The sequence below is a fragment of the Streptomyces sp. NPDC093795 genome, from assembly GCF_044764665.1.
GTDB lineage: Bacteria > Actinomycetota > Actinomycetes > Streptomycetales > Streptomycetaceae > Streptomyces.
In genome coordinates this window covers 268,633-288,876 of record NZ_JBIWIO010000012.1, presented here as the reverse complement: position 1 = coordinate 288,876, position 20,244 = coordinate 268,633, and the positions used below count along the sequence as shown (strand labels likewise).

The 20,244-nt window shown below is 68.7% G+C and carries 16 protein-coding genes; 8 read left to right on the top strand and 8 right to left on the bottom strand.

The window, feature by feature from the left end:
- Positions 1 to 26: 26 nt before the first annotated feature.
- On the bottom strand, positions 27 to 2,441 hold the full coding sequence (locus tag ACIRB7_RS29315; protein WP_403604342.1) for a DUF6049 family protein: 2,415 nt from the start codon (positions 2,439 to 2,441) through the stop codon (positions 27 to 29).
- Between the two features lie 237 nt (positions 2,442 to 2,678).
- Between ACIRB7_RS29315 and ACIRB7_RS29310 the strand changes: the two genes are divergently transcribed.
- The gene (locus tag ACIRB7_RS29310) at positions 2,679 to 4,145 is read left to right on the top strand and encodes a CCA tRNA nucleotidyltransferase (protein WP_403604338.1); all 1,467 of its coding nucleotides are present in this window, start codon (positions 2,679 to 2,681) and stop codon (positions 4,143 to 4,145) included.
- Between the two features lie 81 nt (positions 4,146 to 4,226).
- Here the strand turns inward: ACIRB7_RS29310 and ACIRB7_RS29305 are convergent, their stop codons facing one another.
- The 3 genes from ACIRB7_RS29305 to ACIRB7_RS29295 form a co-directional block, all read right to left on the bottom strand.
- Entirely contained in the window at positions 4,227 to 5,486 is a 1,260-nt protein-coding gene (locus tag ACIRB7_RS29305; RefSeq protein ID WP_403604335.1) for an MFS transporter, read from the bottom strand.
- A 76-nt stretch (positions 5,487 to 5,562) separates the two neighbouring features.
- Positions 5,563 to 6,645, bottom strand: coding sequence for an inositol-3-phosphate synthase (locus ACIRB7_RS29300; RefSeq protein WP_403604332.1), 1,083 nt, complete (start codon positions 6,643 to 6,645; stop codon positions 5,563 to 5,565).
- 48 nt (positions 6,646 to 6,693) lie between these two features.
- Complete coding sequence (locus ACIRB7_RS29295; RefSeq protein WP_351210990.1) at positions 6,694 to 7,374, bottom strand: helix-turn-helix transcriptional regulator; 681 nt, start codon at positions 7,372 to 7,374, stop codon at positions 6,694 to 6,696.
- Between the two features lie 372 nt (positions 7,375 to 7,746).
- Here ACIRB7_RS29295 and ACIRB7_RS29290 point away from each other — a divergent pair, with 372 nt between their 5' ends.
- Both ACIRB7_RS29290 and ACIRB7_RS29285 read left to right on the top strand, forming a co-directional pair.
- Entirely contained in the window at positions 7,747 to 10,518 is a 2,772-nt protein-coding gene (locus ACIRB7_RS29290; protein ID WP_403604329.1) for a transglycosylase domain-containing protein, read from the top strand.
- 114 nt (positions 10,519 to 10,632) lie between these two features.
- Positions 10,633 to 12,147: a glycosyltransferase family 87 protein gene (locus ACIRB7_RS29285; RefSeq protein WP_403604326.1), complete on the top strand. Its 1,515-nt coding sequence runs from the start codon at positions 10,633 to 10,635 to the stop codon at positions 12,145 to 12,147.
- A gap of 15 nt (positions 12,148 to 12,162) precedes the next feature.
- Here ACIRB7_RS29285 and ACIRB7_RS29280 read toward each other — a convergent pair whose 3' ends face one another.
- From ACIRB7_RS29280 to ACIRB7_RS29270, 3 genes are all read right to left on the bottom strand, one after another.
- A complete protein-coding gene (locus ACIRB7_RS29280) occupies positions 12,163 to 13,194 on the bottom strand; it encodes an alanine racemase (protein ID WP_403604323.1) in 1,032 nt (343 codons plus the stop codon).
- A 64-nt stretch (positions 13,195 to 13,258) separates the two neighbouring features.
- A complete protein-coding gene (locus tag ACIRB7_RS29275; protein WP_403604320.1) occupies positions 13,259 to 14,377 on the bottom strand; it encodes a lipid II:glycine glycyltransferase FemX in 1,119 nt (372 codons plus the stop codon).
- 117 nt (positions 14,378 to 14,494) lie between these two features.
- A complete protein-coding gene (locus ACIRB7_RS29270) occupies positions 14,495 to 14,809 on the bottom strand; it encodes a hypothetical protein (protein ID WP_403604317.1) in 315 nt (104 codons plus the stop codon).
- A gap of 283 nt (positions 14,810 to 15,092) precedes the next feature.
- Here ACIRB7_RS29270 and rpsF point away from each other — a divergent pair, with 283 nt between their 5' ends.
- The 4 genes from rpsF to rplI all read left to right on the top strand — a co-directional run bounded on the left by rpsF (position 15,093) and on the right by rplI (position 16,813).
- Positions 15,093 to 15,383 (top strand): 30S ribosomal protein S6, encoded by a 291-nt coding sequence (gene rpsF, locus ACIRB7_RS29265; protein WP_015034882.1) that lies wholly within the window; start codon positions 15,093 to 15,095, stop codon positions 15,381 to 15,383.
- Between the two features lie 74 nt (positions 15,384 to 15,457).
- Positions 15,458 to 16,054, top strand: coding sequence for a single-stranded DNA-binding protein (locus ACIRB7_RS29260; protein WP_403604314.1), 597 nt, complete (start codon positions 15,458 to 15,460; stop codon positions 16,052 to 16,054).
- A gap of 57 nt (positions 16,055 to 16,111) precedes the next feature.
- The gene (gene rpsR / locus ACIRB7_RS29255; RefSeq protein ID WP_003956534.1) at positions 16,112 to 16,348 is read left to right on the top strand and encodes a 30S ribosomal protein S18; all 237 of its coding nucleotides are present in this window, start codon (positions 16,112 to 16,114) and stop codon (positions 16,346 to 16,348) included.
- A gap of 18 nt (positions 16,349 to 16,366) precedes the next feature.
- Positions 16,367 to 16,813 (top strand): 50S ribosomal protein L9, encoded by a 447-nt coding sequence (gene rplI, locus ACIRB7_RS29250; RefSeq protein ID WP_073811712.1) that lies wholly within the window; start codon positions 16,367 to 16,369, stop codon positions 16,811 to 16,813.
- Positions 16,814 to 16,898: 85 nt separating this feature from the next.
- Here the strand turns inward: rplI and ACIRB7_RS29245 are convergent, their stop codons facing one another.
- A complete protein-coding gene (locus ACIRB7_RS29245; RefSeq protein WP_403604310.1) occupies positions 16,899 to 18,236 on the bottom strand; it encodes an MATE family efflux transporter in 1,338 nt (445 codons plus the stop codon).
- A 424-nt stretch (positions 18,237 to 18,660) separates the two neighbouring features.
- Here ACIRB7_RS29245 and dnaB point away from each other — a divergent pair, with 424 nt between their 5' ends.
- The gene (gene dnaB, locus ACIRB7_RS29240; RefSeq protein WP_403604307.1) at positions 18,661 to 20,142 is read left to right on the top strand and encodes a replicative DNA helicase; all 1,482 of its coding nucleotides are present in this window, start codon (positions 18,661 to 18,663) and stop codon (positions 20,140 to 20,142) included.
- Positions 20,143 to 20,244: the final 102 nt, after the last annotated feature.

Here is a 20,244-nt window from a genome sequence, read left to right as displayed (position 1 = left end):
CCCCGGCCGACCGGCCACGACATCGCTCAACGGTCCACTTTCTCACCCGTGCCCGACGGGTCGGCGCTTTCGGGCCCGGTGTCCGGTGTCGGGTCACTCGGCTGCTCGGGTTCGTCCCCGTCGGCCTCCGTCGGCGGTGCTGCCGCTTCCGTGCCCTTCTCCGCCTGCCCTGCGGCCTCCTCGGCGGCTTTCTCCGCCGCCTCCGGATCCGCCTCAGGGTCCGCCTCAGGATCGGTCTCCGGCTCCGTCTCCTCGGTCTCGGCGTTCCGCGCGGCGAGCCGCTTGCGCTGGCTGTACATCCGCACGCCGGCCAGAACGAGGAGGAGGACTCCGCCGGCGATCACGAGCATCACCGTGGCGGTGATCTCGGAGACCTTCACGTTGAAGGTCATCGGCTTTCCGTACGGGGTGCCGTCGTCGGTGTAGAGCTGGGCCGTCATCGCCACCTGGCCGTTGACGCTCGCCGAGACGGGGAACTTCACCGACTGGCTGTGACCGCCGTTGATCTTCACGGGCAGTTCGGCCGGCCCGTCGCCGCCGTCCACCCTCAGCCGGTTCTTGTTGGCGGAGGTGAGTCGCAGCACCAGATGTACGTCCTGCAGCAGCTGGTTCTGGACGGTCACGGGGATCGTCGCGCTGCGGCCTGACAACGTGAGGTCCGACTTGTCCACCAGCTGCACGCCCTTGGTGAGCGTCTGCAGATAGTCCAGGACGTTGCCCCGGTAGATCGCGGCCGATCGCGCCTGACCGCGCCAGGAGGTCGACATCTCGCGGTTGATCGCATTGCCGAAGGGGGTCACCACGCGGTACGGGAGAGCAAGGATGACCTTGAAGTCGTCCAGCTCGTCGCGGGTGGTCTTCATGTCCCGGAAGGCCTGGACCGGCAGCTCCCGGTCGCGCAGCTTCTTCGGGTACCGGGAGCTGCCAGGCACCGTGGTGGAGGCGCCCGGGTCCGGCTTGGCGGCGGCGGCCGCCATGAGGTCGATCGGCTCGCTCCAGCGCCGGCCGGAGAGCCCCTGCAGGGCGGTCGCCATGGTCTGCGTCTGGGCGACGGTCGGCATCCGCTGGGGGGCGACCACGATGCTGCGCTGGGCCCCCGGCTGCTCCAGGGTGATGGCGAGGGACTGGGCGAGGAACTCCTGGACCGCGAGCGTGGAGTTCTCCGCCCGGACCATGTCCCCCTCGAAGGCGGTCGACAGGAGCGCGTCGCTCACCACGGCCGTCGTGCTGCCGTTGCCGAGAGGGCGGGCGGCCGTGGGCGTGTACGAGAGGTCGTCGCGGACACTGTCGCTGCGGGCGATCACCTTGTCGGCACCGGCCGAGGTCGCCACAGCCACGATCGAGGGGTCGACGGCTCCGTCGGCGGGCCAGGCGAAGTCGGTGGACGGCTGGACGTGGAGGATCGTCTCCACCGTTCCCCTGGCGAGGGCGGTCGCCGACTGGAGGTGCCCCAGCGAGCCGGGAACGTCCTTGCCGCGGTGGGCCAGGGAGGCGAGGTCGGGGTCCGCGAACGGAAGGGCGACGACCTTGCGGCCCTGGACCGCCTTCTCCAGCTCGTTCAGCCAGCGCTCGGCGACGGTCTGGTTCGGGCCGGGGACGTGCAGGGCGCCGCTCTTGACGCGGTAGCCGTTCGCCATGGCGTCCACGGAGGCCAGCAGATCCGGGTCGACCACCCAGGTGACCGGGAGGTCCTTGCCCAGCGAGACCATCTGGTCGAGCCGTCCCCCCGGCTTCAGCTCGGTCGCCAGCGCGTCGTCCTCGAAGACCGGGGTCTGCTGATCGTCCGTGGCCGTCTCCGCCGAGACATGGGCGGAGGAGATCAGCGGCCACAGATAGGTGAGCTGGGTCTTCTTCTCGGTGGCCTCGGGCTGGTACGGCACGAAGGTCCGCTCGATGCCGAGCACGCGGTCGTAGCGCTGGTCCGAGGTCTGCCCGGTGAGGGAGACGCCCAGCTGGTAGACGCCCGCCGCGTCGAGTCCGAGCTCGGAGACCGGCACGGAGAGGGAGAAGTCCGCACTCAGGCCGGCGCCCAACCGGGGGATGGCGACGGTGGGGGCGTCCTTGAGGGGGTCGGGGTCGCTGTCGCGCCGGAAGCCGGTACGTCCCGCCACCTGATCGATCTGGCTGCGGCTCGTCATCCGGGGCCCGACGTGCAGGTCCACGGTCGCATCGGTGACGGTCTTCCTGCTCCGGTTGGTGACCGTGCCGGTGACCTTGACGGTGTCGCCCTCGACGGGAGCGCTCGGAGTCAGCGTGTCGAGGGACACATCGACGGTCTTCGAGCCGGTGGCGTCCTCGGCGGCGACTGCCGGGGAGGTCACCGCCGGGGCCTGTAGCAGTCCGGCGAGGAGCGGCGCCCCGAAGGCGACGGTGATCGTGCGCCGCAGCCATCGGCGGGCAGGTGAGGGACCGGTTCCCTGGATGTCTGCCGCCTCGGCCACGCGTTCGCCCGTCCTCGTCGTTGTCTGTGGTGCCGGTGGTGTAGGTGGTTCCCGGTTGCTGTGTCCAGGCATGGTAACGAGGCACGCTGGGAGCAAGTGCCGGGGACTGCTCCAGCCGATCTCCCGCAGATCTTGGAGCGGGCACCCGGCCGGGCCCCCGACCGGGGCCTCACGGCGCCCGGAGCCCGGGAAAAACGGGGACGTCGCCGCGAGCCGGGGCACGTACCCTTTTCTGTTGTGCCGAACGCCAACGAAGACACCCCGACTGCACTGAGCCAGGTGCAACGCCGCGCGGTCAGTGAACTGCTGCGCGTGTCCCCTGCCGCCGACGACCTCGCCCGCCGTTTCCAGGAGGCGGGGTTCAGCCTCGCGCTGGTCGGCGGCTCGGTCCGGGACGCCTTGCTCGGCCGGCTCGGCAACGACCTGGACTTCACCACCGACGCCCGCCCCGAGGACGTACTGAAGATCGTCCGTCCGTGGGCCGACGCCGTGTGGGAGGTCGGCATCGCCTTCGGGACGGTCGGCTGTCAGAAGGACGCTCGCGTCGGAGACACCGTTCAGCGCTTTGAGATCGAGGTCACCACGTACCGCTCGGAGGCGTACGACCGGACCTCGCGCAAGCCCGAGGTCTCCTACGGCGACTCCATCGACGACGACCTCGTCCGGCGTGACTTCACCGTCAACGCCATGGCCGTGGCCCTTCCGGAGAAGGAGTTCATCGATCCGTACGGCGGCCTTGAGGACCTCGCCGCCCGGGTGCTGCGTACGCCTGGTACGCCGGAGGAGTCGTTCTCCGACGATCCCCTGCGCATGATGCGAGCCGCGCGTTTCGCCGCTCAGCTGGACTTCGAGGTCGCCCCCGAGGTCGTCACGGCGATGAAGGAGATGTCCGGCCGGATCGAGATCGTCTCCGCCGAACGCGTACGTGACGAGCTCAACAAGCTGCTGCTCTCGGCCCAGCCGCGCAAGGGCCTCGGACTGCTCGTGGACACCGGGCTCGCCGACCACGTGATCCCCGAGCTGCCCGCGCTGCGCCTGGAGAGCGACGAGCACCACCGCCACAAGGACGTCTACGAGCACTCCCTGACCGTGCTCGACCAGGCGATCGACCTGGAGGAGGACGGGCCCGACCTGGTGCTGCGCCTCGCGGCCCTGCTCCATGACATCGGGAAGCCGCGGACCCGTCGCTTCGAGAAGGACGGCCGGGTCTCCTTCCACCACCACGAGGTGGTCGGCGCGAAGATGACCAAGAAGCGGATGACCGCGCTCAAGTACTCCAACGAGATGATCAAGGATGTCTCGCGGCTGGTGGAGCTGCACCTGCGCTTCCACGGCTACGGAACCGGCGAGTGGACCGACTCGGCCGTCCGGCGCTACGTCCGGGACGCCGGGCCGATGCTCTCGCGTCTGCACAAGCTGACCCGTTCGGACTGCACCACCCGCAACAAGCGCAAGGCCACCGCGCTCTCCCGTGCCTACGACGGTCTGGAGGACCGTATCGCCCAGCTTCAGGAGCAGGAGGAGCTGGACGCGATCCGTCCCGACCTCGACGGCAATCAGATCCAGGAGATCCTGGGCATCGGTCCCGGCCCCGCCATCGGCCAGGCGTACAAGTTCCTGCTGGAGCTGCGCCTGGAGAACGGGCCGATGGAGCACGACGGGGCGGTCGCCGCGCTCAAGGAGTGGTGGGACACGCAGAGCTGAGCAGCCTCGGGCGTCGCGGTGTTTCACGTGAAACAGCGACGCCCGAGGTACCTACGAGGGGGGGGTGTTTCACGTGAAACATCACCCCTCGGTGCGTTCCCGCCGCAGTGCCAGCGCGATCGCCGCGTAGATCACGGCCACCAGCACGACCAACAGAGCGGAACGGCCGTCGGGCGGCAGCATCAGCGCCGCGACGCCCGCCGCGGCCACGAAGGCGACGTTGAACAGCACGTCGTACAGCGCGAAGACCCGGCCTCGGTAGGCGTCGTCCACGGACAGCTGCACCACCGTGTCCGTCGCGATCTTGGACCCCTGGGTGATGAGCCCGAGGAGGAAAGCGGCGACGAGGAACGGGACGGGGGCGAAGGTCAGGGCGAGTGCCGGTTCGAGTACGGCGGCCGTCGCCGCGCACACCGTCATCCAGCCGAAGGGGCCGAGGCGCCCCACCGCCCAGGGGGAGAGGACGGCGGCCGCGAAGAATCCCGCGCCCGAGACGCCGACGGCGAGCCCGAGCAGCCCGAGCCCTTCGGACTCCGTGGAGCTCCATGCGTAGCGGCAGAGCATGAGGACGGTCACCAGCAGGGCGCCGTAACAGAAGCGCATGAGGCCCACCGCGGCGAGAGCGCGGGCGGCGGGCCGGCGTTCTGCGAGGTGTCGCAACCCCGCTGCCAGGCCCCGGGCCGTCGAGGCCAGTGCTGAGGTGAGGCGCTGCGGCACGAGGTCAGGGTCGGGACCGAGAAGCTCCCGGGACATCCGCAGGGAGGCGAGGGCGGCGCAGAGGTAGAGGGCGGCACCGAAGGCGACCACGGCCGCGTCGGACCGGGAGGCGATCAGCTGGATGCCGAACGCGAGACCGCCGCCCAGGGTCGCGGCGAGGGTGCCGGCGGTGGGGGAGAGCGAGTTCGCCACGACCAGCCGCTCGGCGTCGACGACGCGCGGGAGGGAGGCCGAGAGCCCCGCCAGGACGAAGCGGTTGACGGCGGTGACGGAGAGCGCGGAGGCGTAGAAGAGCCACTCGGGGACGGAGACGACGACGAGCACGGCAGTCCCGCCGGCGAGCAGGGCGCGCAGGAGGTTGCCGTACAGGAACACCTGGCGTCGCTGCCAGCGGTCGAGGAGGACGCCGGCGAAGGGCCCGACGAGCGAGTACGGGAGCAGGAGGACCGCCATGGCGGAGGCGATCGCTGTCGGGGAGGTCTGTTTCTCGGGGGAGAAGACGACGTACGTGGCCAGGGCCACCTGGTAGACGCCGTCGGCGCACTGGGAGAGCAGCCGGACGGTGAGCAGCCGGCGGAAGTTCGTCAGGCGCAGGAGTACGCGCAGATCACGTACGACGGACATGGCAGCAAGACTCACATACGAAGAGGGTCCCCGGGGCTGCGCCTCGGGGACCCTCGATCGTCAGAGCGGGCGGAGCTTAGCGCTCGACCTCACCCTTGATGAACTTCTCGACGTTGGCGAAGGCCTCGTCGTCGAAGTACTGCACCGGCGGGGACTTCATGAAGTACGACGACGCGGAGAGGATCGGGCCGCCGATGCCGCGGTCCTTGGCGATCTTCGCGGCGCGCAGGGCGTCGATGATGACACCCGCCGAGTTCGGGGAGTCCCACACCTCGAGCTTGTACTCCAGGTTCAGCGGAACGTCACCGAAGGCGCGGCCTTCGAGGCGGACGTACGCCCACTTGCGGTCGTCCAGCCACGCCACGTAGTCCGACGGACCGATGTGGACGTTCTTCTCGCCCAGCTCGCGGTCGGGGATCTGCGAGGTGACGGCCTGCGTCTTGGAGATCTTCTTGGACTCCAGGCGGTCGCGCTCCAGCATGTTCTTGAAGTCCATGTTGCCGCCGACGTTGAGCTGCATCGTGCGCTCAAGACGGACACCACGGTCCTCGAACAGCTTCGCCATCACGCGGTGCGTGATGGTCGCGCCGACCTGCGACTTGATGTCGTCGCCGACGATCGGGACGCCCGCCTCGGTGAACTTGTCCGCCCACTCCTTGGTGCCGGCGATGAAGACCGGGAGAGCGTTGACGAAGGCGACCTTGGCGTCGATGGCGCACTGGGCGTAGAACTTCGCGGCGGCCTCGGAACCCACCGGCAGGTAGCAGACGAGAACGTCGACCTGGCGGTCCTTGAGGATCTGGACGACGTCGACCGGCTCCTCGGCGGACTCCTCGATGGTCTCGCGGTAGTACTTGCCCAGACCGTCGAGCGTGTGACCGCGCTGGACCGTGACGCCGTTGCTCGGGACGTCACAGATCTTGATGGTGTTGTTCTCGCTGGCGCCGATGGCATCCGAGAGGTCGAGGCCGACCTTCTTCGCGTCGACGTCGAAGGCGGCGACGAACTCGACGTCACCGACGTGGTACTCGCCGAACTGGACGTGCATCAGGCCGGGCACCTTGGCCGCCGGGTCGGCGTCCTTGTAGTACTCGACGCCCTGAACCAGCGAGGCGGCGCAGTTGCCCACGCCGACGATGGCTACGCGAACCGAACCCATTCCGGTTGCTCCCTGTGTGATCGTGGAAGCCCTGCAGTGCGCAGGGTTTCACTTGGCGGTGTCGTCGGACGGATCCGGCCGGGTACTGCCCCCGTGCCGGGGCAGGCCGCCCGTTTCTCCAGAATCGTTGTCGTGCAGAGCGGGGGCGTCGGAGCCGGATCGTTGATCCCGCCCTGCCCGCTCGCTCTCGATGAGCTCGTTCAGCCAGCGCACTTCGCGCTCCACGGACTCCATACCGTGGCGCTGGAGCTCAAGCGTGTAGTCGTCGAGACGCTCGCGGGTCCGGGCCAGGGAGGCGCGCATCTTCTCCAGGCGCTCCTCCAGCCGGCTGCGGCGTCCTTCGAGGACGCGCATCCGCACCTCGCGCTCGGTCTGCCCGAAGAAGGCGAAGCGTGCGGCGAAGTGCTCGTCCTCCCAGGCGTCCGGCCCGGTGTGGGAGAGCAGCTCCTCGAAGTGCTCCTTGCCCGCGGAGGTCAACCGGTAGACGATCTTGGCTCGGCGTCCCGCGAGTGAAGCGGCGAGGGCCTCCTCGGGAGCGCTGCCCGGTTCCTCGATCAACCAGCCGTTGGTGACCAGCGTCTTGAGGCAGGGATACAGCGTTCCGTAGCTGAAGGCCCGGAAGACCCCCAGCGAGGTGTTGAGGCGCTTCCGCAGCTCGTACCCGTGCATCGGGGCCTCGCGCAGCAGGCCGAGGACGGCGAACTCGAGGATGCCGGAGCGTCTGCTCATTCGTCGCCTCCTCCTCCGCCTTCGGGGCCCTTATGCCGTGCTGATGTATCGACTCGATACATCAGCACGATAGAACGGCCTCCCTGTCCCGACAAGTGGGACCGCCGTGACCGGCGTCACATCGTCAATTCACAGCGTTCGACTTGCCTGATTTGGGGTGAAGTCCGGCCCTAGGAGGGTTTTGGCCGTGCGTAGTCTGTGCGGCATGCAGAACACCGGGAACCGAGCATCGCCGTGGGGCGTCAGTGCTCCGGGTGACCGGCTGCGGTACGGAGGGACTTCCGATGGGGTTCCGGCCGTGCGCATTTCGGGGGGACCGGAACTCAACTGCCGCTTCCAGGCGTATGCGCCTGCCCGAGGAGTAGTCGTTCGATGAGCGAGCATCGTCGCAAAATGCCGCCGCAGCAGCCGCCGACGGGCGGACGCGCGGCGACACGGCGCGCTGCCCAGCAGCCGGTGGGCCGCAGGTCGGCCCCGGCCCATGACGTCGGTACGGGGGCCCCTTCGGCCTCGTACGGTCCCGCTTCCTCCCATGGGGAGGAGCAGCGTCCCTACGGGGGTCGCGCGGAGGCCCGCAGGGCCGCCCAGCGCGGCAGCCGCCGGAAGGGGGCCGACGTCGGCCCCGGTGGCCCTGCGGGCCCCGGCGGGTCCGGTGGTGGACGACGAGGTGGTGGCGGCCGCGGCAGCGGTCCGGGACGCGGTTCCGGCGGTCCCCCGCCCGGCAAGAAGCGGATCATCGACTACCCCCGTTACGGAAAGTACGGCTGGCGTCGCTGGATGCCGTCGTGGAAGCTCGTGACGGGCACGTTCCTGTTCTTCGTGACGAGCCTGATGGGCGCGGGCGCCATCGCGTATACGCAGGTGGAGATTCCCAACGAGGCCCTGACCGCGAAGTCGCAGAACAACATCTACTACTGGGCCGACAAGACCCGCATGGTCGCGACGGGCAGTGGCCAGAACCGCCAGATCGTCAACTTCGAGCAGATCCCGAAGTCGATGCAGAACGCGGTGATCTCGGCCGAGAACAAGACCTTCTGGGACGACTCCGGAATCGACCCCATGGGTATCGGCCGGGCCGTGTGGAACATGGCCAAGGGCGGCGAGACCCAGGGTGGTTCGACCATCACCCAGCAGTACGTGAAGAACAACCGTCTTGACGACCAGTCGCAGACCCTCAGCCGGAAGGTGAAGGAACTCTTCATCTCCATGAAGGTCGGCGGCGAGGTCGAAAAGTACGACATCATGGCCGGCTATCTGAACACCGCGTACTACGGCCGGGGAGCCTACGGCGTCCAGGCGGCGGCGCGTGCCTACTTCAACACGGACGCCGAGAAGCTCAACCCCAGCCAGTCGGCGCTGCTGGCCGCGGTCCTCAAGGGCGCGACGTACTACGACCCCGCCGGCTACCCCGAGATCGACTCCGAGGCCACGCCCGAGAAGAACACGAAACGTGCCACCGAGCGGTGGGCGTGGATTCTCGACGAGATGAAGAACGACGGGCATCTCTCGGCCGAGGAGCGTGCGAAGTACACGACGTTCCCCAAGGTCGAGGTGCCCAAGAAGAGCGCCAACCTGAGCGGTCAGATCGGCTATCTGGTCAGCACGGCCAAGGCGAACGTCAAGGCCCAGTTCGGTATTACCGAGCAGGATCTGGAGCGTGGCGGCTACGAGATCTACACCACCTTCGAAAAAGAGAAGGTGAATGCCCTCGAGAAGTCGGTCACGAAGATCCTGGACGAGTACATCGACCCGAAGAAGCGCCCGAAGGAGGACACCAACGTGCAGTTCGGTGGTGCCTCCGTCGACACGGCGACCGGGAAGATCGTCGCTCTCTACGGTGGCGTCGACGCGACCAAGCACTTCCGCAGCAACGCCGACAACACCGGCGCCCAGGTCGGATCGACGTTCAAGCCCTTCGTGCTCGCCGCCGCCATGACCGACGGGGTCCGGGACAAGGACCTCGGAGAGGTCCAGGACCGGTCCACCCGCACGATCGTGGACCCGGACAAGAGCCGCTACTCCGGCCAGAACAAGCTGACGATCCGCAAGTACAACGGCGAGATCTGGCACGACGACAAGGGCAAGGAGTGGCGCCAGACCAATGACGACGACGCGAGCTACAAGGACATGACCCTGCGCCGGGCCATGGTCAAGTCGGCGAACTCGCCGTACGTGCAGCTCGGTATGGACGTCGGCATCGACAAGGTCCGCGAGGCCGCCATCAAGGCGGGCCTGCGCCCCGACTCGCTCGTCCCGGGCGAGTTCCCCTCCTTCTCCCTCGGTGTCTCCAGTCCCAGCGCCATCCGCATGGCCGGCGCCTACGCGACCTTCGCCAACGAGGGCAAGCAGAACGACCCCTACTCGGTGGAGACCGTGAAGCGGGAGGGCGTCGTCATCAAGCAGCACGAGGGGAAGCCGGCGACCGCCTTCTCCCCGGCCGTCGCCAACAACGTCACCGACGTCCTCCGGAGCGTCGTGGACGAGGAGGAGGGCACCGGCAGGAAGGCCCGGATCCCGGGCCGCGAAGTGGCCGGCAAGACGGGTACGACCGACGGCAACAAGTCGGCCTGGTTCGTGGGCTACACCCCGCAGCTGTCGACGGCGATCGACATGTACCGGTTCGACGACGACGAGACGAAGAAGAACCGCGAGTTCCAGGAGATGTTCGGCACGGGTGCCCAGCCGCGCATCCACGGTTCGTCGTTCCCGTCCCGGATCTGGCAGGACTACATGACCGGGGCCGTGGCGAGCTACCCGGTCAAGAGCTTCCCGAAGCCGGAGAAGCTGGAGGGCGCCGAGCCGGTCTTCGGTGGTGGCGCCACCAGCCCGACGCCGACCCCGACCGCGACGACGCCGTCGCCGACCATGACGACGCCGACGCCGACGACGACTCCCCCGACGACGCCGCCGACGACGACTCCCCCGCCCACCGCCACCAGGACGCCCAAGCCGGGCAAGACGACCTGTGACGTCTGGAACTGGAACTGCGACAACACGGGGGAACCGGGTGACCCCGGCGGCAACACCGGGCAGCCCACCACCACGGGTACCCCGTCGGGCACACCGACGACGCCGAGCGGCACACCGAGCGACGACGGCAACGGCAACAACGGGAAACCCGAGGACGGGACCTGGATCCCCTGATCCCTCCCGCCCGGGCACTTCCTGAGGGCCGCCGCGACCGCTCCGTACCTTCCGTACGGGCCGGGCGCGGCGGCCCTCGCCGTTTTCCCGGAGACGTACGGCAGGATGTCCCCCATGCCGAGCCTCCAGAAGACGAGCGCGCCGCAGGGACGGTCGCAGGGCCGCTCGCAGACGGTCATCCCCACCCACCGGGACAAGGTGGCCGCCACGGGCAGCGAGCTGATCGGCGGCCCCTACGGCCGTCGGGCGCTGAGCGGTACCGGACAGCTGACGCCGGTGCGGGTGATCGCCCTCGTGGCCATCGGCATGTTCGCGCTCGGCATGGTGCAGAAGCTGCCCTGCTACAACTGGGCCTGGTTCCGGGGTACGACCTCCCAGTACACCCACGCCTGCTACTCGGACATCCCGCACCTCTACTCCGGGCGGGGCTTCGCGGACGGTCTGGTGCCGTACTTCGACCGGCTGGGCGGCGACATACCGTTTCTGGAGTATCCGGTCCTGACGGGCCTGTTCATGGAGGTCGCGGCCTGGCTGACGCCGAGCGGCGGCGACACGATGCAGCAGGAGCGGGCGTACTGGCTGGCCAACGCCGGTCTGCTGATGGTCTGCACGGCTGTCCTCGCGGTCTGTGTGGCCCGTACGCACCGTCTGCGACCCTGGGACGGCCTCCTCGTCGCCCTGGCGCCCTCGGTCGCGCTCGCCGCCACGGTCAACTGGGACCTGCTGGCCGTCGCGCTGACCGCCGCCGCGGTCCTGATGTGGTCGCGCGGGCGGCCGCTGGCCTTCGGCATCCTGCTCGGCCTGGCCGCCGCGTCCAAGCTCTACCCGGTCCTGCTCCTCTGCCCGCTGCTGCTGCTCTGCTGGCGGGCCGGGAAGTGGCGTGAGTACGGGGCAGCCGTGCTCGGCACGGGCGGCGCGTGGCTGCTGGTGAACCTGCCGGTGATGCTGCTCGCCCCCGAGGGCTGGAAGCAGTTCTACCTCTTCAGCCGCCAGCGGAACGTGGACTTCGGTTCGGTCTGGCTCCTCGTCAGTCAGCGGACGGGCGTGTCGATCCCGCCGGACCGGGCCAACCTGTACGCGCTGCTGCTGATGCTGGCGGCGGTGGCCGGCCTCGCCTACCTGGCGTTCACGGCGCCCCGCAGGCCCCGCTTCGCCCAGCTGGCCTTCCTGATCGTCGCCGCGTTCGTACTGACCAACAAGGTCTACTCGCCTCAGTACGTCCTGTGGCTGGTCCCGCTCGCGGCCCTCGCCCGGCCGCGCTGGCGCGACTTCCTCATCTGGCAGGCGTGCGAGGTCATGTACTTCGTGGGCGTCTGGATGTACCTGGCGTTCACGTACAGCGGCAACAAGCAGGGACTGCCGGTGGACGGCTACCAGTTCGCGACCGTCCTGCACCTGCTCGGCACGCTCTACCTGTGCGCGATGGTCGTACGCGACATCCTGAGGCCCGAGAAGGACCCCGTCCGGCAGGACGGCGCCGACGACCCCTCGGGGGGTGTCCTGGACGGCGCGGAGGATGTCTTCGTGGCCGGCAGGGCCGCACATCCGGCCCGGCACGCGGCACCGGCCATGGAGACAGGGCCGCGCGTGGAGTGGGGCACCCCCGGGGAGCAGGTCTCCCGGGGGTGAGCGGGTCCGGCCGGCTCAGCGCTCGACGATCCGGTCGAACTGCGTCGTGGTGTGGCGCAGATGCGCCACGAGCTCGTCGCCGACCCGGGGCTCCTGGGCGTCGGCTGGCACGAACAGGATCGACACCTGCATGTGCGGCGGCTCGGCGAACCAGCGCTGCTTCCCGGCCCAGACGAAGGGCGACAGGTTCCGGTTGACGGTGGCCAGACCGGCCCGTGCGACGCCCTTGGCGCGCGGCATGACGCCGTGCATCGCCTTGGGGGCCTCCAGGCCCACGCCGTGCGAGGTGCCGCCGGCGACGACGACGAGCCAGCCGTCCGACGCGGCCTTCTGCTGGCGGTAGCCGAAGCGGTCGCCCTTGGCGACCCGGGTCACGTCGAGGACCGCGCCCCGGTACTCCGTGGCCTCGTGGTCACCCAGCCACAGCCGGGTGCCGATCCGGGCGCGGAAGCGGGTCTGGGGGAACTGCTGCTGGAGCCGGGCCTGCTCCTCGGCGCGCAGGTGGCTGACGAACATGGTGTGCAGCGGCAGCCGGGCGGCCCGCAGCCGGTCCATCCAGCCGATGACCTCCTCCACGGCGTCGGTGCCGTCCGGGCGGTCCAGGGGGAGGTGGAGCGCGAAGCCCTCGAGACGGACGTCCTCGATGGCGGCGTGGAGCTGCTGGAGCTCCTCCTCGCGGACGCCGTGGCGCTTCATCGAGCTCATGCACTCGATGACGACCCGGGCCCCCACCAGGGCGTGGACGCCGTCCACGGACGACACGGAGCGGATGACCCGGTCGGGCAGCGGAACCGGTTCCTCACCCCGGCGGAAGGGGGTGAGGACCAGCAGGTCACCGCTGAACCAGTCCTTGATCTTCGCGGCCTCGTAGGTGGTGCCCACGGCGAGCATGTCGGCACCGAAGCGGGCCGCCTCGTCGGCGAGGCGCTCGTGCCCGAAGCCGTATCCGTTGCCCTTGCAGACAGGGATCACACCGGGGAACTGGTCGATGACGGTCTTCTGGTGCGCGCGCCAGCGAGCGGTGTCGACGTAGAGGGAGAGCGCCATGGCCGGCCCGGAACCTTTCTGATGGCAGCGGTGTATCAAAGGTATGTACGAGACTACGGAAACGTCAGCGGCGCGACATGTAGATGTCGAGCGCCTTGTGCAGCAGCTTGTTCAGCGGGAAGTCCCACTCGCCGACGTACTCGACGGCCTCGCCACCGGTGCCCACCTTGAACTGGATGAGTCCGAAGAGGTGGTCGGTCTCGTCGAGCGAGTCCGAGATGCCCCGCAGGTCGTAGACGGTCGCGCCCATCGCGTAGGCGTCGCGCAGCATGCGCCACTGCATCGCGTTCGAGGGCCGGACCTCGCGGCCGATGTTGTCGGAGGCGCCGTAGGAGTACCAGACGTGGCCGCCGACGACGAGCATCGTGGCCGCGGAGAGGTTCACACCGTCGTGACGGGCGAAGTAGAGCCGCATGCGGTTGGGGTCCTCGTTGTTGAGGACGGTCCACATGCGCTGGAAGTACGAGAGCGGGCGCGGCCGGAAGTGGTCACGTACGGCCGTGATCTCGTACAGCCGCTGCCACTCGGCCAGGTCCTCGTAGCCGCCCTGGACGACCTCGACGCCGGCCTTCTCGGCCTTCTTGATGTTGCGGCGCCACAGCTGGTTGAAGCCCTTGAGGACGTCGTCGAGCGAGCGGTTCGCGAGCGGGACCTGGAAGACGTAGCGGGGCTGCACGTCGCCGAAGCCGGCGCCGCCGTCCTCGGCCTGCTGCCAGCCCATCTTCCGCAGCCGGTCCGCGACTTCGAAGGCACGCGGTTCGACATGGGTGGCCTGGACGTCCTTGAGACGCTTGACGTCCGGGTCCTGGATGCCGGACTTGATGGCGGCCGAGTCCCAGCGGCGGATGACGACGGGCGGGCCCATCTTCACCGAGAAGGCACCCTGCTGCTTGAGGTGCGCCAGCATCGGCTGCAGCCAGTCGTCGAGGTTGGGCGCGTGCCAGTTGATGACCGGGCCCTCGGGCAGATAGGCGAGGTAGCGCTTGATCTTCGGCAGCTGGCGGTAGAGCACCAGGCCGGCGCCGACGAGCTCGCCGTCCCTGTCGAACCAGCCGAGGTTCTCCGAGCGCCACTCGGTCTTCACATCAGCCCACGCCGGGACCTGGCAGTGGCTCGCCGACGGCTGGCTCTGGATGAATGCCAGATGCTGCTCACGGCTGATGGTCCTCAGGGTCAGGCTCATGCGGGGCGCTCCTCGGCAGGTGTGTCCCCATCGGTCAGGGGCTCCGGCTCTCGCGCCGAAGCCTACTGTGACCGGGGAGCGCCCCGGATGGGCATGTGTGCCCTGACGTGCCGCCGGTCAGCCGACGACGCCTCCGAAGAGACCGCCGTGGGCCATGCCGAGGAAGAAGCCCAGGGCTGCCGCGCCGAGCCCGACGATCAGGGCGAAGCGCTCGCGGGTCGTCACGGAGATGAACTGGCCGTAGGCGCCGGTCAGGATGCCGATCAGGCCCGACCAGGAGCTCAGCAGATGCAGGTTGTGGAACTGCGCGGTGACGAGGGCGAGGACGCCCAGCACCAGTGTCACTCCGACCAGGGTGTCCTGGAGCGGATGGGGCTTGCCGTCGGTGGCGAAGAGGGAGTGGCCCGGGTCGGGTCGCATTGCCTGTGCCATGGAGCACCTCCTGGCGTGCCTGCGGGAAGGCGGCGCGTCGTGGCGCCGCCGACATCCGATGTGTACAGATTGCGTCCCCTCACCAGTGAATTTCAACCGGAGGGCGATGTCCGGGTACGCTGTACGGTCTGCACCGGTGTCTGCCCTGGTCCGTCTGGATCCCGGCGGTGTCCCTCGTTCGCGAGGGGGACTGTCAGTGGCGGCGGATACCGTTGCTTACGCATCACGACCCTCCTGCCACGGAACGACCGTGGCCGCTGAGTCCAAAGGAGGTGGGTTCCACATGCGTCACTACGAAGTGATGGTCATCCTCGACCCCGATCTCGAGGAGCGCGCTGTCTCCCCGCTGATCGAGAACTTCCTTTCTGTCGTCCGTGAGGGCAACGGAAAGGTCGAGAAGGTCGACACCTGGGGCCGTCGTCGTCTGGCCTACGAGATCAAGAAGAAGCCCGAGGGCATCTACTCGGTCATCGACCTGCAGGCCGAGCCTGCGGTCGTCAAGGAGCTCGACCGACAGCTCAACCTGAACGAGTCGGTCCTCCGGACCAAGGTCCTCCGTCCCGAGACCCACTGAGCTTCTAGCTCAGTGGTCATCGGGTCCGAGTAGCAGCAAAGCAGCCAGAAGCAATCCCGCCGAGAGGTTCCCCCATGGCAGGCGAGACCGTCATCACGGTCGTCGGCAATCTTGTCGACGACCCCGAGCTGCGCTTCACCCCGTCCGGTGCGGCGGTCGCGAAGTTCCGTATCGCGTCCACCCCCCGCACCTTCGACCGTCAGACCAATGAGTGGAAGGACGGCGACAGCCTCTTCCTCACCTGCTCGGTCTGGCGTCAGGCGGCGGAGAACGTCGCCGAGTCGCTTCAGCGAGGCATGCGCGTCGTCGTGCAGGGCCGGCTGAAGCAGCGGTCCTATGAGGACCGTGAGGGCGTCAAGCGCACGGTCTACGAGCTGGATGTCGAGGAAGTCGGCCCCAGCCTCAAGAACGCCACGGCCAAGGTCACCAAGACCACCGGTCGCGGCGGCCAGGGTGGGTACGGCGGCGGTGGCGGCGGCCAGCAGGCCGGCGGAGACAGCTGGGGTGGGAACTCCGGCGGTGGCCAGCAGGGTGGTGGCGGTGCTCCCGCCGCCGACCCGTGGGCGACCGGCGGTCCCTCCTCTTCCGGCTCTTCCGGCGGCCAGCAGGGCGGCGGAGGCGGCTGGGGTGGAAACTCCGGCGGCGGCTACTCGGACGAGCCCCCCTTCTAGGGCGCAAGCCCTCGAAGCAGCTCGTATCCCACTTCTTGATCACACAGGAGAAACACCATGGCGAAGCCGCCTGTGCGCAAGCCTAAGAAGAAGGTCTGCGCGTTCTGCAAGGACAAGACCGTCTACGTGGACTACAAGGACACGAACATGCTGCGGAAGTTCATTTCCGACCGCGGCAAGATCCGTGCCCGCCGCGTGACCGGCAACTGCACGCAGCACCAGCGTGACGTCGCCACGGCCGTCAAGAACAGCCGTGAGATGGCGCTGCTGCCCTACACGTCCACCGCGCGATAAGGGAAGGGTGACCGAAAAATGAAGATCATCCTCACCCACGAGGTCTCTGGCCTCGGTGCCGCTGGCGACGTCGTCGACGTCAAGGACGGCTACGCTCGCAACTACCTGGTCCCGCGTGGTTTCGCGATCCGCTGGACCAAGGGTGGCGAGAAGGACGTGGCGCAGATCCGCCGCGCCCGCAAGATCCACGAGATCGCGACCATCGAGCAGGCCAACGAGATCAAGGCCAAGCTCGAGGGCACGAAGGTGCGCCTGGCCGTTCGCTCCGGCGACGCCGGCCGCCTCTTCGGCTCCGTGACCCCGGCCGACATCGCCTCGGCGATCAAGTCCGCGGGTGGCCCCGACGTCGACAAGCGTCGCGTCGAGCTCGGTTCGCCGATCAAGACCCTGGGCTCGCACCAGGTGTCCGTGCGTCTGCACCCCGAGGTTGCCGCGAAGCTCGGCGTCGAGGTCGTCGCCGCGTAACGCTGCCCTCGGCAGTCTGCGCTCAGCAGTGAGGAAGGGCCGCACCCCTCGGGGTGCGGCCCTTCCGCCGTTTCACGTGAAACATTCACCGGGTCGCGCCGGTGACGATCCAGCGTCCGGAGCGGGACCGCAGCCACAGCGTCGCCATCCGGACCGACATCATCAGCGCCATCGCCCACCAGAGCGCCGTGAGGCCGCCCCCGAGCGCCGGGATGACGAGGGCGACCGGGGCGAAGACAGCGAGGGTCAGCAGCATGGCCCAGGCCAGATAGGGGCCGTCTCCCGCGCCCATCAGGACGCCGTCGAGGACGAAGACCACTCCGGAGATCGGCTGCGAGAGCGCGACCACGAGCAAGGCCGGGAGCAGGGTGTCCTGGACCGTGGTGTCGTTGGTGAACAGCGGGATGAACAGGGGGCGGGCGACGATGATCAGGGCGCCCAGCACCACGCCGGAGACCACGCCCCACTGGACCATGCGGCGGCAGACCTGGCGGGCGCCCTCGGCGTCGTCCGCGCCGAGATAGCGACCGATGATGGCCTGGCCCGCGATGGCGATCGCGTCGAGGGCGAAGGCCATCAGGCTCCACAGGGACAGGATGATCTGGTGGGCGGCGACCTCCGCGTCGCCGAGCCGGGCCGCGACGGCCGTGGCGATCAGCAGGACCGCGCGCAGCGAGAGCGTACGAACGAGGAGCGGGACGCCGGCCTGGGCGGAGGCGCGGATGCCGGCCGCGTCGGGGCGGAGGGAGGCCCCGTGGCGGCGGGCGCCTCGTACGACCACGACAAGGTACGCGGCGGCCATGCCGCACTGGGCGATGACCGTGCCCCAGGCGGAGCCCGCGATGCCCAGATCGGCCCCGTAGACCAGACCGACGTTGAGCGCGGCGTTGGCCGTGAAACCGCCGATGGCCACGTAGAGCGGTGTACGGGTGTCCTGGAGGCCGCGCAGGACACCGGTGGCGGCCAGGACCACCAGCATCGCGGGAATGCCGAGACTGGAGATCCGGAGGTAGGTGACGGCGTAGGGGGCCGCAGTGTCGGAGGCCCCGAAGACGTCGACGAGCCACGGTGCGGTGGGCAGGGTCAGCGCGACGACGGCGGCGCCGAGGAGGAGGGCGAGCCAGATGCCGTCCATGCCCTGACGGATCGCGGCCTGGAGGTCTCCGGCGCCGACACGGCGGGCGACGGCGGCGGTGGTGGCGTAGGCGAGGAAGACGAAGACGCTGACGGCGGTGGTCAGCAGCGCCGCGGCGATCGCGAGACCCGCGAGTTGGGGCGTGCCGAGATGGCCCACGACGGCGCTGTCGACCATGAGGAAGAGCGGCTCGGCGACCAGAGCACCGAAGGCCGGGAGGGCGAGGGAGACGATCTCGCGGTCGTGCTGTCGGCGGATGGCCTTGGAGGTCGCGGGGGCCTGGGTCATGGGATCAATCTAATCTTCCACAGGTAAGCGACGCAATGCCTCTGTAGTCCTTACCTGTGGAGGGGAAGGGGCTTCGGATGTGGGTCGTTTGTTCTGATCTTGGTCCAGCGGGAAAAGTTTTTCTCCCCCACAGGCCGTGGATGGTAAAAGACCAGGTCAGATGGGTGGGGCAGGGAGCCTTATGAGTTTGTCCACATGACTGTCCCCCGCTGCGTGCACAGGTTCCGGCAAGTTCTCCACAGCATCTGGCCCTTCACCCACAGGGCCTGTGGATAACCAGATTGGCTGACGCCTCTCGCGGGCCTACCGTGGACCGGCGCCCGACGCGCCAGAAGCGGTCGCGAAGCCACTCTTTGATGAAGGCCGTGGCGTAAGAAAGAGTGGCATGGCGAGGTCCGCGGAGCGGACGGGAGGAGGTGGCTTGGTGAGCGTTACCGAGCCCTTGGACGACCCCTGGGCCGACAGCGGACCGAGCGACCGGCTGCCCGCCCGTCCCCGCGGCGAAGGGCGTGGCCGCGGCAGAGGCCGCGACGACCAGCATGAGCGGGGCGGTGACGGTGCCTGGGACGGCGGACTCTCCGGCTTCGAGCGGGTCCCCCCGCAGGACCTCGACGCCGAGCAGTCCGTCCTCGGCGGCATGCTGCTCTCCAAGGACGCCATCGCGGACGTCGTCGAGATCATCAAGGGCAACGACTTCTACAAGCCCGCGCACGAGACCGTCTACGCCGCGATTCTCGACCTCTACGCCAAGGGTGAGCCGGCCGACCCCATCACGGTCGGCGCAGAGCTCACCAAACGCGGCGAGATCACCCGTGTCGGCGGCGCTTCCTACCTCCACACCCTCGTCCAGTCCGTGCCGACCGCGGCCAACGCCTCGTACTACGCGGAGATCGTCCACGAGCGGGCGGTGCTGCGCCGCCTCGTGGAGGCCGGCACCAAGATCACGCAGATGGGCTACGCGGCCGACGGAGACGTCGACGAGATCGTGAACTCGGCCCAGGCCGAGATCTACGCGGTCACCGAGCAGCGCACCACCGAGGACTATCTGCCGCTCGGCGACATCATGGAGGGGGCGCTCGACGAGATCGAGGCGATCGGCTCCCGCAGTGGCGAGATGACCGGTGTCCCCACCGGCTTCACCGACCTCGACTCGCTCACCAACGGCCTCCACCCCGGCCAGATGATCATCATCGCGGCCCGCCCCGCCATGGGTAAGTCGACCCTCGCCCTCGACTTCGCCCGGGCCGCGTCCATCAAGCACAACCTGCCCAGCGTCATCTTCTCGCTCGAGATGGGCCGCAACGAGATCGCGATGCGTCTGCTCTCGGCCGAGGCCCGGGTCGCGCTGCACCACATGCGCTCCGGCACGATGACCGACGAGGACTGGACCCGCCTCGCCCGCCGGATGCCGGACGTCTCGCAGGCCCCGCTCTACATCGACGACTCCCCGAACCTGTCGATGATGGAGATCAGGGCGAAGTGCCGCCGGCTCAAGCAGCGCAATGGCCTCAAGCTCGTCATCATCGACTATCTGCAGCTCATGCAGTCCGGCGGCTCGAAGCGGCAGGAGAGCCGACAGCAAGAGGTCTCCGACATGTCGCGAAACCTGAAGCTCCTCGCCAAGGAGCTGGAGCTGCCCGTGATCGCGCTCTCCCAGCTGAACCGTGGCCCCGAGCAGCGCACCGACAAGAAGCCGATGGTCTCCGACCTGCGTGAATCCGGCTCGATCGAGCAGGACGCCGACATGGTGATCCTGCTCCACCGCGAGGACGCCTACGAGAAGGAGTCCCCCCGCGCGGGCGAGGCGGACATCATCGTGGGCAAGCACCGTAACGGCCCGACGGCCACCATCACCGTGGCCTTCCAGGGCCACTACTCCCGCTTCGTGGACATGGCCCAGACCTGACGCAGGAAGGCTTATGCGCTCCGGGTGAGGTACATGTTGCCGTCGGTGAAGGAACCCTCGACGTACGGGTCCAGGTGGCCGGGTCGCCCACTGGAGGCCCAC

Excerpts from the sequence above, each read along its gene's own strand:
- ACIRB7_RS29305 (WP_403604335.1), bottom strand. The coding sequence starts at position 5,486 with ATGTCCGTCGTACGTGATCTGCGCGTACTCCTGCGCCTGACGAACTTC.
- ACIRB7_RS29300 (WP_403604332.1), bottom strand. The coding sequence starts at position 6,645 with ATGGGTTCGGTTCGCGTAGCCATCGTCGGCGTGGGCAACTGCGCCGCC.
- ACIRB7_RS29295 (WP_351210990.1), bottom strand. The coding sequence starts at position 7,374 with ATGAGCAGACGCTCCGGCATCCTCGAGTTCGCCGTCCTCGGCCTGCTG.
- ACIRB7_RS29290 (WP_403604329.1), top strand. The coding sequence starts at position 7,747 with ATGAGCGAGCATCGTCGCAAAATGCCGCCGCAGCAGCCGCCGACGGGC.
- ACIRB7_RS29285 (WP_403604326.1), top strand. The coding sequence starts at position 10,633 with ATGCCGAGCCTCCAGAAGACGAGCGCGCCGCAGGGACGGTCGCAGGGC.
- ACIRB7_RS29280 (WP_403604323.1), bottom strand. The coding sequence starts at position 13,194 with ATGGCGCTCTCCCTCTACGTCGACACCGCTCGCTGGCGCGCGCACCAG.
- ACIRB7_RS29275 (WP_403604320.1), bottom strand. The coding sequence starts at position 14,377 with ATGAGCCTGACCCTGAGGACCATCAGCCGTGAGCAGCATCTGGCATTC.
- ACIRB7_RS29270 (WP_403604317.1), bottom strand. The coding sequence starts at position 14,809 with ATGGCACAGGCAATGCGACCCGACCCGGGCCACTCCCTCTTCGCCACC.
- rpsF (WP_015034882.1), top strand. The coding sequence starts at position 15,093 with ATGCGTCACTACGAAGTGATGGTCATCCTCGACCCCGATCTCGAGGAG.
- ACIRB7_RS29260 (WP_403604314.1), top strand. The coding sequence starts at position 15,458 with ATGGCAGGCGAGACCGTCATCACGGTCGTCGGCAATCTTGTCGACGAC.
- rpsR (WP_003956534.1), top strand. The coding sequence starts at position 16,112 with ATGGCGAAGCCGCCTGTGCGCAAGCCTAAGAAGAAGGTCTGCGCGTTC.
- rplI (WP_073811712.1), top strand. The coding sequence starts at position 16,367 with ATGAAGATCATCCTCACCCACGAGGTCTCTGGCCTCGGTGCCGCTGGC.
- ACIRB7_RS29245 (WP_403604310.1), bottom strand. The coding sequence starts at position 18,236 with ATGACCCAGGCCCCCGCGACCTCCAAGGCCATCCGCCGACAGCACGAC.